This window comes from Pseudomonas hydrolytica (assembly GCF_021495345.1).
In the GTDB taxonomy this organism is placed as follows: domain Bacteria; phylum Pseudomonadota; class Gammaproteobacteria; order Pseudomonadales; family Pseudomonadaceae; genus Aquipseudomonas; species Aquipseudomonas hydrolytica.
Map to the genome: position 1 here is coordinate 4,903,370 of NZ_CP099397.1, position 15,262 is coordinate 4,918,631.

Annotated in this window: 12 protein-coding genes; 1 reads left to right on the forward strand and 11 read right to left on the reverse strand. The window is 63.5% G+C overall.

Features of this window, described 5'->3' with window-relative positions; genetic code table 11:
* Positions 1-5: 5 nt before the first annotated feature.
* The 11 genes from L1F06_RS23110 to L1F06_RS23160 are packed head-to-tail and all read right to left on the reverse strand — an operon-like array spanning position 6 to position 13,710.
* Complete coding sequence (locus L1F06_RS23110; protein ID WP_004374030.1) at positions 6-827, reverse strand: acyltransferase; 822 nt, start codon at positions 825-827, stop codon at positions 6-8.
* Positions 824-2,260: an O-antigen ligase family protein gene (locus tag L1F06_RS23115; protein ID WP_435301321.1), complete on the reverse strand. Its 1,437-nt coding sequence runs from the start codon at positions 2,258-2,260 to the stop codon at positions 824-826. The genes L1F06_RS23110 and L1F06_RS23115 overlap by 4 nt, the downstream gene beginning before the upstream one ends.
* A 2-nt stretch (positions 2,261-2,262) precedes the next feature.
* Positions 2,263-3,366, reverse strand: a complete 1,104-nt coding sequence (locus L1F06_RS23120) for a glycosyltransferase family 4 protein (protein WP_129482452.1) — start codon at positions 3,364-3,366, stop codon at positions 2,263-2,265.
* Entirely contained in the window at positions 3,357-4,574 is a 1,218-nt protein-coding gene (locus L1F06_RS23125) for a glycosyltransferase family 4 protein (protein ID WP_129482451.1), read from the reverse strand. Before L1F06_RS23125 ends, L1F06_RS23120 begins: the two co-directional genes overlap by 10 nt.
* An 8-nt stretch (positions 4,575-4,582) precedes the next feature.
* A complete protein-coding gene (locus L1F06_RS23130) occupies positions 4,583-5,917 on the reverse strand; it encodes a cellulase family glycosylhydrolase (protein ID WP_129482450.1) in 1,335 nt (444 codons plus the stop codon).
* Positions 5,907-7,097: a glycosyltransferase gene (locus tag L1F06_RS23135; RefSeq protein WP_129482449.1), complete on the reverse strand. Its 1,191-nt coding sequence runs from the start codon at positions 7,095-7,097 to the stop codon at positions 5,907-5,909. The genes L1F06_RS23130 and L1F06_RS23135 overlap by 11 nt, the downstream gene beginning before the upstream one ends.
* The gene (locus L1F06_RS23140; RefSeq protein ID WP_129482448.1) at positions 7,097-9,091 is read right to left on the reverse strand and encodes an exopolysaccharide transport family protein; all 1,995 of its coding nucleotides are present in this window, start codon (positions 9,089-9,091) and stop codon (positions 7,097-7,099) included. Before L1F06_RS23140 ends, L1F06_RS23135 begins: the two co-directional genes overlap by 1 nt.
* A 20-nt stretch (positions 9,092-9,111) precedes the next feature.
* Positions 9,112-9,879, reverse strand: coding sequence for a polysaccharide biosynthesis/export family protein (locus L1F06_RS23145; protein WP_004374045.1), 768 nt, complete (start codon positions 9,877-9,879; stop codon positions 9,112-9,114).
* 29 nt (positions 9,880-9,908) lie between these two features.
* Positions 9,909-10,820, reverse strand: a complete 912-nt coding sequence (locus L1F06_RS23150) for a glycosyltransferase family 2 protein (protein WP_129482447.1) — start codon at positions 10,818-10,820, stop codon at positions 9,909-9,911.
* Positions 10,820-12,277, reverse strand: coding sequence for a mannose-1-phosphate guanylyltransferase/mannose-6-phosphate isomerase (locus L1F06_RS23155; RefSeq protein ID WP_129482446.1), 1,458 nt, complete (start codon positions 12,275-12,277; stop codon positions 10,820-10,822). Before L1F06_RS23155 ends, L1F06_RS23150 begins: the two co-directional genes overlap by 1 nt.
* Positions 12,277-13,710, reverse strand: a complete 1,434-nt coding sequence (locus L1F06_RS23160) for an undecaprenyl-phosphate glucose phosphotransferase (protein WP_096825307.1) — start codon at positions 13,708-13,710, stop codon at positions 12,277-12,279. The genes L1F06_RS23155 and L1F06_RS23160 overlap by 1 nt, the downstream gene beginning before the upstream one ends.
* A gap of 415 nt (positions 13,711-14,125) precedes the next feature.
* Here L1F06_RS23160 and rfbB point away from each other — a divergent pair, with 415 nt between their 5' ends.
* A complete protein-coding gene (rfbB, locus tag L1F06_RS23165; protein WP_129482445.1) occupies positions 14,126-15,187 on the forward strand; it encodes a dTDP-glucose 4,6-dehydratase in 1,062 nt (353 codons plus the stop codon).
* Positions 15,188-15,262 lie beyond the last annotated feature (75 nt).

Here is a 15,262-nt window from a genome sequence, read left to right on the forward strand (position 1 = left end):
AAGCGTCAGTGCAGCAGGGTGAAGAGGCCCTTGCCCCCCACCTTGTAATTGAGATTGCGACAACGCTCGCCCATGGGTTTGGCGGGGCTTCCGCCCACGATCTTGTAGGGCTCGACCCGCTTGGCGACCACCGCCTGGCCGGTAACCACCGCCCCTTCGCCAATGTCCGCGCCGAAGGAAAGCAGTGCCCGACTGCAGATCCAGGCATAGTTGCCGATCTTCACCGGCCCACCGACGGCCCAGAACTCGGGGGCCTCCAGATCGTGCCCGCCGGCAATCAGCAGAACGTAGGATGCGATGGTCACATGATCGCCAATGGTCAGGCCGCCCCGTGCATCCAGCAGACAGTGCCAACCCACCACGCTGTCTTCACCTATGACCAGGCTGTCCATCCCCAGCACTTCCGTATTGCGCCAGACACTCGAGCCCTTGCCGATCTTCGCGCCACCCAGACGCAGCCAGAACAAACGCAGAGTGTGGCTGGGAATCTTGCAGATGAAGATGTTGTAGATCTGCTCCCAGGTACGCAGCATGCGATCACGCAACGTTGGCCAGTTGAGCCCGTAGAGCGGCACCAGCGCACCCTGCAGTTCTTTGCCCAGCATGGCGTAGAAACGCCTTGCCAGAGGATGCTCGATACGCGACTCGATGTTCACGTAGGAAATCGAGCAAAGCATGTCATCCTTGATCTGGCGCTCGAAGCAGACGTCGTTCTGCAGCATCCAGTCGTAGGCGCTTTCCAGCTCCTCGACGCTACAACCCAGGCGCTGGGCATACGCGGGCAGGGCCTGGCGCAGATTGTTCGAGTGGTACATGCGATGTTTCATCGCCGCCTCCATTGCTTATCCGGGGAATCCTGATTCGGCCCTGCCTCATCCACGTCAGCCCCCCGCGCCTCGGCCCCGTACAAGCGCCGGGCTTCATGCAGATTGAGCCCCATGAACAACCAGAACAGTGCGACCAGCACCATGGTGAAACTGAAATAGTGGTCGAACAAACCGCTCAACAGCGCCGCCAGCAGGCCGCCCAGCGTACCCAGCCAAATGGCGTTGTCGGCGGTCAGCGGGATGACTCTGGAGCGCGGCCGGACGACCCGCCACCAGCTCCAGGTCACCGCGATGAATAGCAGCATGCCGGGCAGGCCGATCTTGTAGATGTAGTTGAGCCAGAGATTGGAGATGCCCCATAGACCGCTGCCCGGGACCGGGGGATCGACCTTGAACCCCACACCGAAGGGGTAAGCCGCCATGGCAGCAGGGAAGTTGGCGTATTCGTCGAATCGCACCGAGGTGCTCTCGTTGCTGGTCAGGAACATGGTCAGCAGACGCTCCTGCAACGGCGGGTACGCCAAGGTCAGCAACACGCCCAGGAAGCTGCCGATCAACAGCAGACGACCGGCATAGGGCACGCGCCGCCCCGCCATCCAGACCAGTATCAGCACCAGACTCAGCAAGGCGCCTCGCGATCCGGTGAGCAGCAACCCCATGCTGCCGAGCAGGGTGACGGCCAAGCCGAGCGCTCGCGGCCAGCCACGACGAGCCAGGCCGTAACAGAGCGCCAGCGGAAGCAGGAGAGCCAGCGCCCCGCCCGTGGCGTTGGGATGCATCCAGGGCGAGCCCATTCTCGGTGCGAGGGCCATCAGGCTGTCACCGAGAACCTCCAGCGAACCGTAACCAAGGGCCGCCAGGATGGGCGTCATGCTGGTCGCCGAGCGCTCACGCAGGAAGGTCGGGATCGACAGCAAGAGCATGAACAGGGTGCCCAGCAAGAGCGCTATGACCACCTGCTCTCGAGCCTTCCGTTCGGCCAACAGCCGCCCCACCAGAAACAGCGCGGACAGGTTGAACAGCCAGCGTATCCAGTTGATCGGCCCATTGCCTTCGGCGTCCACCATGACCTGCCCGATGACCAACGGAAACAGGCTATACACGGCCAGGGCCACGGCCAGTCGCTCTGGAAGCCCGGGGGACTCGGGGGCACGCGGCAGGCCACCCAGCAGGGTCTGGAACCAGATGCCGACCCAGACCAGCATCAGCAGTGCCTCGGACACCGTGGTGCGAATGCCTAGGCTGACCGTCGAATATGGCAAAAAGGTGCCCACCACCGCGAACAGCAGCAAGCCCAGTAGCGGCCGCCGCAGAATGGTCAGCCCCAGCGCGGCGCCGGCCAGCAGCACCAGCAGTTTGCTGGCCGGCAGTACCCAGAGCAGCGCACCGAAAAGGCCGCCACAGAGCAATGCCAGAGGGACGCCAAGCGGCATGCTCATGACCTCAGCTCCTCCAACAGCCGCGCCACGTTTGCCCGATAGGGTGCTTCAGCAAAACGTGCAGCCCACTCCTTCGATGCGATCCCGGCACCCTTTGCCTCCTGCGCCAGGGTTTCCATCAGACGACTCAGGGCCGCACCATCGCGCGGATCAAAACGCGGCGCCTCGGGGGGGGCGACTTCGTCCAGCGCCGACCCGCGCGCAACGGCCACCGGTGTGCCCTGGCCAAGCGCCTCCACCACGGGCAGACCAAAGCCCTCGGCATATGCCGGCTGCCAGAGGCGTTCGGCACGCTGGTACAGAGCCCGCAGCTGCGCATCACTCAAGCCGTGCACGACATGCAGCCCGGCCACTTGTCGCTGCTCCTGGGGGAGCTCCTCGCGCGCGCCTACCAGCACCAGCTCGGGCACGGCCGCGCATTGCCGGCGGGCCGCCTGCCAGGCCTCGATGAACCAGGGAATGTTCTTGCGCGGCTCTCGAATGCCTACCGCCAACCAGTACCGCGGCGGCAGACCGAGAGCGTCGATGGACTCCACCGAGTCCGCCAGATCGGAAACCAGGTTCGGCAGAACGCGGACCTTGTCGCGCACAGCGGGGAAATAGCGCGCCACCTCGTCGGCAGTGAACTGCGAAGGCGTCCAGATGCGGTCCGCGACCCGTACGGAATAGCCGATCGACAGGCGATCGCTCACGCCATAGACCATGGCCCTGAGCGATGTGGCATGACGGTTACGATGGGTCAGCTGAAACAGGTCGTGCAGTTGCAACACATAGCGCACACCAGGCGGTCGCGGCGGCAACGGCAAGCCCATGTTGAAGTTGCTCACATGCACGTCGATGCGCTGCTCGCGCAGCGCGCGCGGCAGGAACCCCGCCTCGAAGCGCAGGCGCAAGGGCAACCGGTGCACCCCTTGCAAAGGGCTCGGCCAATCGGGGCAGCGGGCCCGCTGGCGCAGCGGATGCTCGGCCGGAGCGGTGGAGAACAACTGCAGTTCCACGCCGGGCAGCGCCGCGATGGCGCCCTCGAGCGCCAATGTCTGACGACCTATGCCGCTATGGGGAAAGCTGATCGCCGGGCGGTAATCCAGTGCTACACGCATGCCGCTATGCCGTCCTTTTCCTGCTTGATGGTGGTGTAGACCTGTTCCAGCTGGCGGGCCGCCTTGGACCAGTCGTGCTCGGCGACGACATAGCCGCGTCCGGCCTCGCCGACGGCCTGCGCCTCGCTCGGTGCGTGCAATAGTGAGACCAGCGCGGCGCTCAGGCGATGCGGATCCTCGCCCCTGCGGTAATGCACGCCGTCGCTTACCGCCAGGCCGGACACCCCCTGCGCCGTGGTCACCACGGGCAAAGCCGCGGCCATCGCCTCGAGGACCTTGAGCTTGGAACCGCCGCCCTGCCGCAGGGGCGCAAAGAAGATGCTGACGCTGCGCTGCAACTCTCGCAGATCGGGGACGAAACCATGCCACTCGATCCGCGGATCGTTCCAGCGCTCAGGCCAATGTGCGGGCATGGCGAATCCCGCGATCACGAAGCGGACGTCGGGGCATTGCTGCCAAAGCAGCGGCATTACCGCGTCGAGCGCCCATTCAACGGCATCCACGTTGGGCGGGTACTCGTAGTTGCCGATGAAGAGCAAGCGCCGGGAGTGGTAGTCCGGGCTGACCGAGGCGTAGTGGCTACAGTCGACACCATTGACCACCACCTGGCTCGGGTGGCGTGACAGCGCTGACAGCACTTGCGCATCGGCCTCGGTCACGCTGACCACCTGTTGCGCCTGCGCAAGCACGCGGCGCTCCCACCTGCGGTAGCGCCATTGGTCCAGACGCACGAACCATCTCAGCCACGACGGAAAACGGTCGTAGGTAGCGGCACCAAGCTCCGACTCTACGTTGTGCTCAGTCAGGATGAATGGCTGGCCCGACTGCCGCAGCAGACGTTCGTATGGCTGAAAGCTGTAGCTGTGCTCGATCTGAATGACATCCCAGCGCTCCTGCAGCAAGTCGCTGAACACCGCCTGCAAACGGGGCGCCAGGCCATTGATGCTGACCAACAGCGGATAGGGCGCGAACAGGGCAGCCAGCAGCGTAACCGGGCTGCGCAGCGGGCGGCGCGGCAGCACGACAAGGCGCTCCAGCCAGGGCGACAGCGCCTCGCGCTCCTGATCACCGAGCGGCGTCTTGCTCTGCACCAGCAGCGTGATGCGATGACCGGCCTGCGCCAGACTGCGGATCAGCTGATATTGACGCGTCTTGCCGCCACTGCTGGTCGGCCAGGGCGAGTAAGGCAGTATCCAGAGGATGCGCATGCTCGCTCCTAACGCCAGACCAGCAGTTGCAGACTGGACTTGAGCGGCACCACCACCCCCTCGCCACCTTGCAGCTCGCGCTGTTCTCCGGTGAGCGGATCGTGCAGGGTGGCGCGCTGCACCGCCGGAAGGCGGAGCTGCTTGCCGCTGGCACTCCAGAACATCCACACGTGGCTGCCGTCCTGGCGAGTCCAGGTGACGTTGTACAGGTCATTTGGCGCCTGCTCGAAACGCGGGGCGTCGCTCGGCTCCAGGCGCGGACCGGTGACCTTGAGCAGGTTGGCCAGGGCGTTGTACACCGGCTTGGGTCGCGCCTGCAGATCCAGCAGGCCATAGCCCTGGTCACGCGGGCCGGCGCGGCTATCGAGATCGCTGAGATTGAACAGGAAGATGCGGTCGAAATCCTGCGCGCTCATCAGCGCCAGTCGGCGCAACGTATAGTCCGCCTGCCCGTCGACGCCGATGATGGCCTGCATTTCCTTGGGCCCGCTGTAACTGGACCAGCCCCACTCGGTCGCCCAGATCTGCTCGATTCCGTGGGCCCGCAGGGCGCTGTTGATGAAGTTGGAGTGCTGCAGATAGTCCTGCTGCTTGGGCGAGGCGCCCTCGGGCAGTTCGGTATAGGGGTGGTAGGCCATCACCAGCTTCTTCTGCGCCACCCCCATCTGCAGCAGGGATTGCAGCATCAGCGCGCCGCCATGCGAGGGCATGTTGCTGTAGTAGGCCATGCCCCCCGCCACCACGGTCTTGCCGGGGACATGGGCGCGCAGGGCATCGGCGCTCTGGAACAGCAGTTTGGCGTAAGCCTGCGGGTCTTCCTTGGGCCGCCAGAAAGGGAATATGTTCGGCTCGTTCCAGACCTGCCAGGCCTCGAAGGCATCGTAGTGCTTGGCCAAGCGCACCAGGCTCTCGCCGTACAGGGCATTGTCCTTGGGCGGGAAGGAATCCTGATAGGGGGAATCGGCCGGAGCGGTGGTGGCGAAAGGCGCCGACCCGACCAGAAAGCCAACCGGTTTCAACTGATGCTTCTGCATGGCCTCGACCATGGGGTCGAAGGCGGTCAGGTTGAACTGCCCGCGCTGCGGCTCCAGGTACGCCCAGTGCATGGCGATTCGCACCCACTCCAGGCCCAGCTCGTTCAACTGCTGCATCTGCGCCTGATAGATGGCGGGCTCGAAGAAGTGGAACTGCGCGTTGACGCCAAGGAAGTCGCGCCATACCAGCGGCCCCGGCGCCTTCAGCGTGGTCACCTCGGCCTCGGCCTGGCGGCTCCAGGGCAGGGTCAGAAGGACGACGCCAAGCACGAGTACCGCGGGGAGCAGGAAAACAGTTCTACGCCACATGCGGCATCACCTCGCGCAGGGTTTCAAAGTGCCGGACGAAGCGTTCGGCGGTGATGTCCCAGGCCCGCTCGGCGGCTATCAGCCGGGCGCGCTCGGCCCACTGCGCGGCCAAACCCGGCTCGGCCAGAAGGCGCGCCAGCTGCTCGGCCAGGGCGTCGGCCCGACCCTGCGGATACATCGCGCCATTGCCGCTGGCTACTTCTTCGGCGAAGGATCGCGCATCCGAGGTGATCACCCCGCGCCCACAGGCCACCGCCCACGACAGGGCGCCGCTGGTCCCGCGCATGGAGCCGAGAAGACGCAGCTTCCTCGACTCACGATAGGGCAGAACCATGACGTGATGACGCTGAATCAAGGCCGGTATGGCGGCCGCCGGCACGTCGAGGTCCCACTCGATCAACTCATCCAGCCCCTCACCCCGAATGCGCCGACGCAGCTCATCGAGATAGGAGCCTCCGGGCGCAAAGGCGGTCTCCGGCTCGCTGCCGCCCGCCAGCGTCAGGCGCAGCTGCCCACGCAGGGAGGGCTGGCGGCGCAGCAGCAACACCAGGGCGTCGAGCAGATCCTCGATGCCCTTGCCGCGGTAGATGAAACCGAAGTAGAGCAGACGCAGGGGCTCTGTGGGCGGCAGCGGTACCTCAGCGATACGTTGATTGCCATGGGCGATGACCCGCACCTGCTCTGTCGGCAAGCGCATGCGACGGCGCAGGTAGCCGGCCCCGGTCTGGGTCAGCGTCACCAGACGATCGATGCTTTGCGCCAGCTTGCGCTCTTCGCTCAGGCACAGCGGATCCGCCATCACCGTCGCCATCTGCGGCAGCGGCGATGGCATGCCCTGCACTAGAGACAGCGGCCAGGGTAGCTGTGCACGTCGCCACACCAGGCGCTCGGGATCATGCACCGTCGCGCTCAAGGGCAGCTCCGGCCGCAACTGACGCAGCGTGCGCAAGGCATGAAACTCGGCCAGGCGCCCGCCACCCAGCTCACCGTGCGCCAGGTCGATACCCTGCCAATCGAAGGCCGCGATACGTGCCTCGGCATCTCGCGGCTCGTTGCCACAGCCTGCCAGGGGCGTCATCACCTCGACCCCCTTGGCCTCCAGCGCCTGCTTGAGATGCGCGGCATAGTCGGCTATGCCGGTCTGCTCGGGCGGCAGCGGTGCAAGCAGGGCGATGCGCATCAAACGGCGCCTCTGGCTGTGGCGATCAGTTGCAGCACCCGCGTCGGCACTTCGAAGCGGCGGCGATTGATGATCACGCCATCGACCTTTCCAAACGCCGTGGAGAGCACACCCAGCGCATGCTCGACGGTCGGAACCGTGCTCTTCTGCGCTTCCACCACCAGGGCAATCAGGTCGGCGTGGCGCAACTGCACGAAGGCTTGCGGGTTGGACAGCAGGCCGGAGGCATCGAGCAGCACGACCTCGCCAGCCTGGCATGGCTGCTCACCGTCGACGCGCACCTTCAGCCCGCGCTCGGCCAGCAGCTTGGCCAGATGCTCGACGATGAAGCTGACGCCTTCGCCGCGGCGAGCGGACGTCAGGCCAAAGGTCAGCCCCTGCTGCTCGATACGCTCCAGCGGCAACTGACCATACAAACGATACAAGGCCGCAAGGAAGGCGGTGTTCTGCCCCGGCTTGCCTTCCTCTATCTCGGGCAGGGTGGTCCACAACGGAACGGAGAAGCGCTCTTCGATGCGCCCCCCATCATGAATACGCTGATCGAGCAGGTAGCAGAGATAGAGCACCAGCAAGCCGACCAGCACGCTCAGCGGCAACGCCAGGAAAATCATCAACAGGCTCTTGGGGAAAACCCGACTCGGGTTGAGCGTCGCATGCTCGATGATGGCGATGTTGCTGATGCGGCTGTCGTCCAGTTCCCGATCGATGCGGGCTTTTTCCAGGCTCTCGTTGTAGAGCGCGAAGTTTCGCTCTGCAGCCGTCAGTACGCGCTGCAAGCGCGCCAGCTCCGGTTCGGCCGCCAGAGCCCTGGCGCGGTCCTGCTCGAGCTTTTCCAGATGACCGTCCTGGCGCAGCAGCTGCGCCTTGAGACGGGCGAGGTCGGCCTGTTGATCCATGAGATTGCTGCGCAGACGCTCGGCGATGGGGTTCGGGGCGAGGTTCTGCGAAGCCTGCACGGTCGCGGCCTCGGCCTTGACCATCTGCTCCAGGTAGAGAATGTTCTCGTCGATGCTCTTCACCGGCGGCGCATTCTCGGTGAAGGTGCGAAGCAGGTCCTGACGCTCGGCACGCTTGTCGTTGAGCATGCGCATCAGGTTCTGGTGCACGGGGTTGAGCGACAGCTCGCGAACCGTACTGACTTCCTTTGGCAGCCCCTGGATCTGCTGGGCGAGGGTGGCGAGGCTGCCCTCGGTGGAGGAGATCAGGCGCGATGTGTAGAAGCGGTCGCTGCGCAGCTGGTTGATGCGTTCGGCCAGGTCCTGCAGGTGCTCGTCGATGCTCACCGCCCCCAGCTCGTTGAGCTTGTCGGCCAGTTGCTGCTTGTAGCCGAGAATCTCCTTCTCGCTGGCCTGGCTCTGGGTCAGATAGAAGTCATACAGGCTCTTGCGGCCCAGGGCTCGAGTACGCTCCTGCATGTACAGCTCGACCCAGCTCTGCACCACCGCCTGCGCCACGACCGGATCGCTCCAGCGAAAGCTGATCTCCATCACCGAAGAGCCACTGGCGTGCGTCACGCTGAACTTCTTCTCCAGCTTGGTGGCCAGACGATCGACCGGCGTCTGCTTCTCCGTCAGGCCGATCAGCTGCAGGAAACCGCGCACCAGCTCCACCGCACCATTGGCCACCTGGCCCACGCCGTACTTGATGGCGGCAAAGAAACCATCGGGTTTCGGCGCGTTGGCCAGCTGTTCGAGGTAGCGTTCGGCCACCTGCCGACTGATCGGTCGGCCGGTCAGCATGCGCTCTTCATCGAGAATGGGATCTCTCATGGCTCCGGGCATGACGATCGCCTGGCGGTCGGCCATCTCGATGGGCAGGGTGCTGGTTTCCCGTCCCGGCTTGATCAGCAGGCGCGCGCTGGATTCATAGGAAGTGGGCAACAAAAAAGCGCCCAAGAGAACCACCACCAGGGTTGCGATTACCGCCAGCTTGAACTCCCGAAAGAAGATAAAGAACAGGCGCAACAGATCACGGAATGTACGAATTTCGATCATGAGAAGCTGTTCCCTAGCGACTAGTTGCGGCGGAGATCGTAATTGGCACCGATGCCAATGGATTTCACGAACGGGATTAACTGATTGAGATAGAGGTCGACGCCCTCGATGCGGTTGCCCACGCCGGACTTGGGTACGAACACCACGTCACCGCGCTGCAACGCCACGGCCTGACGCCCCTGCGCGCCGCCTTGCAGCAGTTGGCTGTAATCCACGAAATAGGCCTGATAGCGGCCGTCCGGGTCGGATCGCAGCAGCGCGACGTGCCGGCTGTCGGCGTTGGGTTCCACTCCACCGGCTGCGACGATCGCCTGCTCCAGCGTGGTGACGACATTGGTGGAATAGGATTGAGGGTTGCGCACGGAGCCGCCCACGAACACGGTATTGCCGGGCGCCTGGTTGATGTTCACGGTTACGCCGGGCTCGCGGTAAAAGGGCGTCAGCCGCTCCTTGAGCTCGGCCGACAGTTGCTCCGGCGTTTTGCCACCCGCCTGCACCTTGCCGATGAATGGGTAGGAAAAGGTGCCGTCATTGAGCACGGTATACAGCGTCAGCTCGTAGATGGAGTTGGCGGTAAAGGCTGAGATCGTCGGGGTTTCCCCGCTGTCGCGGACGATACGCAAGGTATCGCCAGGGTGGATGCGCTCCTGCACCGGCGGTAGATCGGCAAGCGTCAACGCGGCGTGGTGCCCGGCGTCGAGCGTATCGGAGTCGGGTAGGCCGATACGGGCCGGAGTGGTGCAGGCCGTGAGGCCCAGCGTCACGATGAGCAGCAAAAACGCTTTCATAAGGGAATTTTCCTTGCAGACCCCAATATTCACTTCCAGTACCCCGGAAACATGCTAAGGCGGCGTTTCAAGCCAACATCAAGATAGCGCTCGCCCTGTCCAATCCTGTAGCCAAGCAGTTTCGCCGCGGTGCGCAGCAGCACTTCCGGCACGCGCCAGAGTGCGCCCGCAGCCAGCACAGCCTGCAGCTCAGCCTTGACGTAGCGAAGGCCCTCCCCGCTGGCCGCGCCGAACGCCTCGCCAATCCAGCGTTCACGCCCGTAGAACACACCGATATCGAAGTAGCGACGGAACTCTTCTAGCAGACGGTAATCATGCGAGTGATGCACCTCGGCATCCGCCGCATAGCGCACCGCATAACCGGACAGCAGCATGCGCGCCGCCACATAGGCGTCCTCGCTGCCGATCACGTCCTCGGGAAAACCGCCGACCGCCTCCAGCGCATCACGTCGGTAGACCGAAAAGGAGTCGGAACTGAAGCAGGTCTTGATCCCCAGTTCGCCTGCATCGACAAGGCGCTTGGTCCGGCTGACCGGCGGATAATTGAAACGACGCGCCTGCGCGCCCAGCAAACCGGCATCCGCATGGGGCAGCTGACGACCATAGGCGACGCCGATATCCGGCTCGCCATGCAGGGCGCCGACAATGCGGGCAAAGGTGTCCGGCGTTGCCGGAATGGCATCCTGGGTCAGGTAGATCAGCACATCCGCTGCAACCTGCTGACTGGCCCAACGCCGCGTACCGCCATGATTGAACTGGCTCGGCTCGATCACTTCGACCCGCGCACCGGCGCCTCGCAGACGCGCCACGCTGTCGTCGCGCGAACTGCTGTCGACCACCAGAAACTCGTCGGGCTGCAAGGTCTGACGGGCGAGCGCAGGCAGCAGGCGCTCGAGGTGAGCACCGGCATTGCGCGTGGGAATGATCAGGGCAACGGACATCAGCTGAGCGTCTCGGCCACCGGCACACGGCCATAGATATCGGTGAAGCGCACGATGTCATCTTCGCCGAGGTACTCGCCGCTCTGCACTTCGATCATCACCAGGTCGATCACCCCAGGATTTACCAGGCGGTGACTGTGCCCAGCGGGAATGAAGGTCGACTCATTGGTGTTGAGCAAAAAGTCGCGCTCGCCGTTCACCACCCGAGCCATACCGCTGACCACTACCCAGTGCTCGCTGCGATGGTGGTGCATCTGCAACGACAGGGATTCGCCGGGGCGGACCATGATGCGCTTGATCTTGAAGCGCGCCCCCTCCTCCAGCACGGTGTAGGTGCCCCACGGGCGAGTCACCGTACGGTGCAGGCGATAGGCCTCGTGGCCGCGCTTCTTCAACTCCTGGGCGATGAACTTGACGTCCTGGGTGCTGCGCGCGTCGGCGATTAGCAGGGCGTCTGGCGTGTCCACCACCACCAGGTCACGCACGCCCACGGCGCCCACCAGCCGCTTGGGTGAATCGATGTAACAGTCCTGTACGTTGTGCAGTACCGCCTCACCTATGATCTGATTGCCATTGGCATCCGCCGGCGTCAGCTCGCGCAGCGCCTGCCACGAGCCAATGTCGCTCCAGCCCAGGTCGCAAGGCACGACAGCCACCCTGGAGGAACGCTCCATGAGGGCATAGTCGATGGAGATATCCGTTACCTCGGCGAAACTGGGCGCATCCAGCTCACATTGCTTGCCCTGCTTGCCTTCGACGGACCCACTCAGTGCCAGGCATCTTTCCACGCCCTCGACGACCTGCGGCGCATGTTCGCGAAGTTCGCGCAGCAGCACGTCGGCGCGGAAACAGAACATGCCGGCGTTCCACAGATGTTCGCCGCCCTCCAGATACGTCTGCGCGGTCTGCAGGTCGGGCTTCTCGACGAAACTGGCTACGCGATACCCACCGGCCTCCAACGCTTCACCCTGCTGGATATAGCCATAACCGGTCTCCGCATGGCCGGGGCGGATGCCGAAGGTGACCAGCCAGCCCGCCTCGGCCAGATCGCGCGCGCGCGCCACCGCGGAAACGAAAGCCTGCTGATCACGAATCAGGTGATCGGCCGGCAGCACCAGCAACTGCGCCTCCTCACCGTAGTGACGAACGGCGTGCAACGCTGCCGCGGCAATCGCCGGTGCCGTGTTGCGCCCCATCGGTTCGAGGAGAAAATCCAGCCCCAGGCGCCGACGATTCAACGGCCGGTAGTCGTCCAGGGTGCGAAACAGCAGCTCCCGATTGATCACCGTCAGCATCCTGGCCACATCATCCAGGCCAGCGACACGCTCGAAGGTCTTCTGCAGCAGGCTGAGACCATCGGCCAGACGCATGAAAGGCTTGGGCATGGCCTCGCGCGATACCGGCCACAGACGGGTGCCGGCACCACCGGCAACGATGCAGGGAATCAGCGTGCTCATCAGTAGGCCTCGCGGGTGAAGATGACCGCAGGCAAGGTGCGGAAGAGGATGTACAGGTCGAACCAGACCGACCAGTTCTCGATGTACTGCAGGTCGTACTCGACACGTTTCTCGATCTTTTCCAGCGTATCGGTTTCGCCGCGATAGCCATTGATCTGCGCCCAGCCGGTGATGCCGGGCTTCACACGATGCCGCGCGGTGTACTCCTTGACCGCTTCCTCGAACAGGATTCCGGCCGCCTTGGTCGCCGTGGCATGGGGGCGAGGCCCGACCATGGACATGCTGCCGAGCAGTACGTTGAACAGTTGCGGCAGCTCGTCGAGGCTGGTCTTGCGAATGAAGCGGCCGACCCGGGTGATACGATCATCGCCGCGGGTGGTCTGGCGCTCGGCGTTGGCATCGGCGCGGTCGCAGTACATCGAGCGGAACTTGAACACTTCGATCAGGCGATTGTTGTAGCCGTAACGTTTCTGCCGGAACAGGACCGGGCCGGGCGAGTCGAGCTTGATGGCCAATGCCACCAGCACCATCACCGGCAGTGCCGGTACCAGCGCCAGGCTCGCCAGCACCAGATCCTCGAGGCGCTTGATCAGGGGCGACCAGCCATCCAGCGGACGCTCCGATACGTTGAACATGGGCAGCCCGCCCACCTCGGTGATGCGGTTGCGTGCGTGGCGAAAGGCAAGCATGTCCGGTACCAGCAAAACGTTGACTGGCAACTTGCGCAGCTCGCGCACGATCTGGCCGATGCGGTTCTCGGCCGACCAGGGCAGTGCCACCAGCACCTGAGTGACCCGCTCGCGGCGGATCAGACTCTCCAGGTCACGGCTGTCACCCAGCAGCGGCAAGCCTGCCAGCGTGTCTGGCATACGCCCGATACGATCATCGATGAATCCGATCAGACCGGAGCGAATGTCGCAGTGACGCGACATGTGCTCGGCCAAGCGCACGCCATTTTCGGTACCACCGAGAATCACGGCACTCTGCAGGAACTGCCCGGCACCGACCCAGCGCCTGAATAACGACAGAACGAGCAGGCGCTCCGCACCAAATGCCAATAAACTGACAAAAAACCACAGTGCGAGCAGGTGCCCTTCCATGAAGCCGAACATCTCCAGCGCCTGATGCATGAACAGCAGCAGACAGAACGCCGCCGACCAGGCGAAAAACATCACGCGAAAGCGCAACAGATTGCTGAAGATATCTTCCGAATAGACGTCCAGCGCTTGAAACATCAGGACCGTCAGCACTCCGAAGAACAGCAGAACGGCGCTGTAGCTTTGCGTCAGGGCGCGCTCTTCCGATAACCACAACAGCAGCAGCAAGCCCGGCAGCGCGGCGGTAAAGCCATGCACCAGACGCATTCCCGCCAGGAAATACTGGACAAAGCCAGGACGTGCCAGCAATGAGCTACCGTGCAAAAGCTGACGCATGATGGTTTACCCCCGCCATATCTTCCGAGGACGCTTCGCCCGCTGGCGACAGAAAAAAGGCAGCAGAAAGAGTTTTGCACGCGATACGACAGAATGCCGTCGCTTCTGTTATGGTGCGACTTAACCACTTTTATGATGGCATTTCAACATCCTTCCGATATTAGGATGCAGTTAAAAATTGGCGTCAGATAAGCGCCGCTGCCAAGCGTCTTCGGACCAGACATCCCATGGCCGAAAACGCGCTCGGGTCGCCTGGCGGCGCCGCTATGATCGGGTTAGTGAGGAGGCGACAGGTAGGCGCCGGCAACCAAGTGACACGAGCGGCACAGCAGCTTTCCTCCCCTATTTTGAGTGACTGCCTTATTATCCGCCGCGACGACTAGCGTTCATGTTCCATAGGTAAAGGGCATCATCCATGCGTATCCTGATCACCGGCGGTGCCGGCTTTATCGGTTCGGCTCTGATCCGTCATCTGATCCGTCACACCGAGCATGAGGTGCTCAACCTCGACAAACTGACCTATGCCGGCAACCTGGAGTCGCTCGCTGAAGTAGCCAACAGCCCGCGCTACCGCTTCGTCCGTGCCGATATCGCCGACAGCGCACTGGTGACGCAGACACTGGCCGAGTTTCAGCCCGACGCCATCATGCACCTCGCCGCCGAATCCCACGTCGACCGGTCCATCGATGGCCCAGCGGCCTTTATCCAGACCAATATCGTCGGCACCTATGCCCTGTTGGAAAGCACCCGCGCTTACTGGCAGCAGCTTGACACCGAACGCAAGGCGACCTTCCGCTTCCACCATATCTCCACCGACGAGGTCTATGGCGATCTGCACGGTGTCGATGACCTCTTCACCGAAACCACTCCCTATGCGCCCAGCTCGCCCTATTCGGCGAGCAAGGCGGCCTCCGATCATCTGGTGCGCGCCTGGCAGCGTACCTACGGCCTGCCGGTGCTGATCACCAACTGCTCGAACAATTACGGTCCGTACCATTTCCCCGAGAAGCTGATCCCGCTGATGATCCTCAGCGCCTTGGCAGGCAAGCCGCTGCCGGTGTACGGCAACGGCCAGCAGGTGCGCGACTGGCTCTATGTCGAGGATCACGCGCGGGCGCTGCTCAAGGTGGTCTGCGAAGGCGAGGTGGGCGAGACCTACAATATCGGCGGGCATAACGAGCAGAAGAATCTCAATGTGGTGCGCGCCATCTGCGCACTGCTGGAAGAGCTGGCACCGCACAAGCCGTCCGGCGTGGCGCGCTATGAAGACCTGATCACCTACGTGCAGGACCGCCCAGGTCATGACCTGCGCTATGCCATCGACGCCGGCAAGATCGAACGCGAGTTGGGCTGGGTGCCACAGGAAACCTTCGAGAGCGGGCTGCGCAAGACGGTGCAGTGGTATCTGGACAATCTCGACTGGTGCCGCCGCGTGCAGGATGGCAGTTATCAGGGCGAGCGACTCGGCGCACTTTAAGGAGCCTGTTGATGATCTGCTGCGCGTCGGCCCTGCTGCGTTAAAAACAGGCTCAGAATGCTCATTTACAACTCG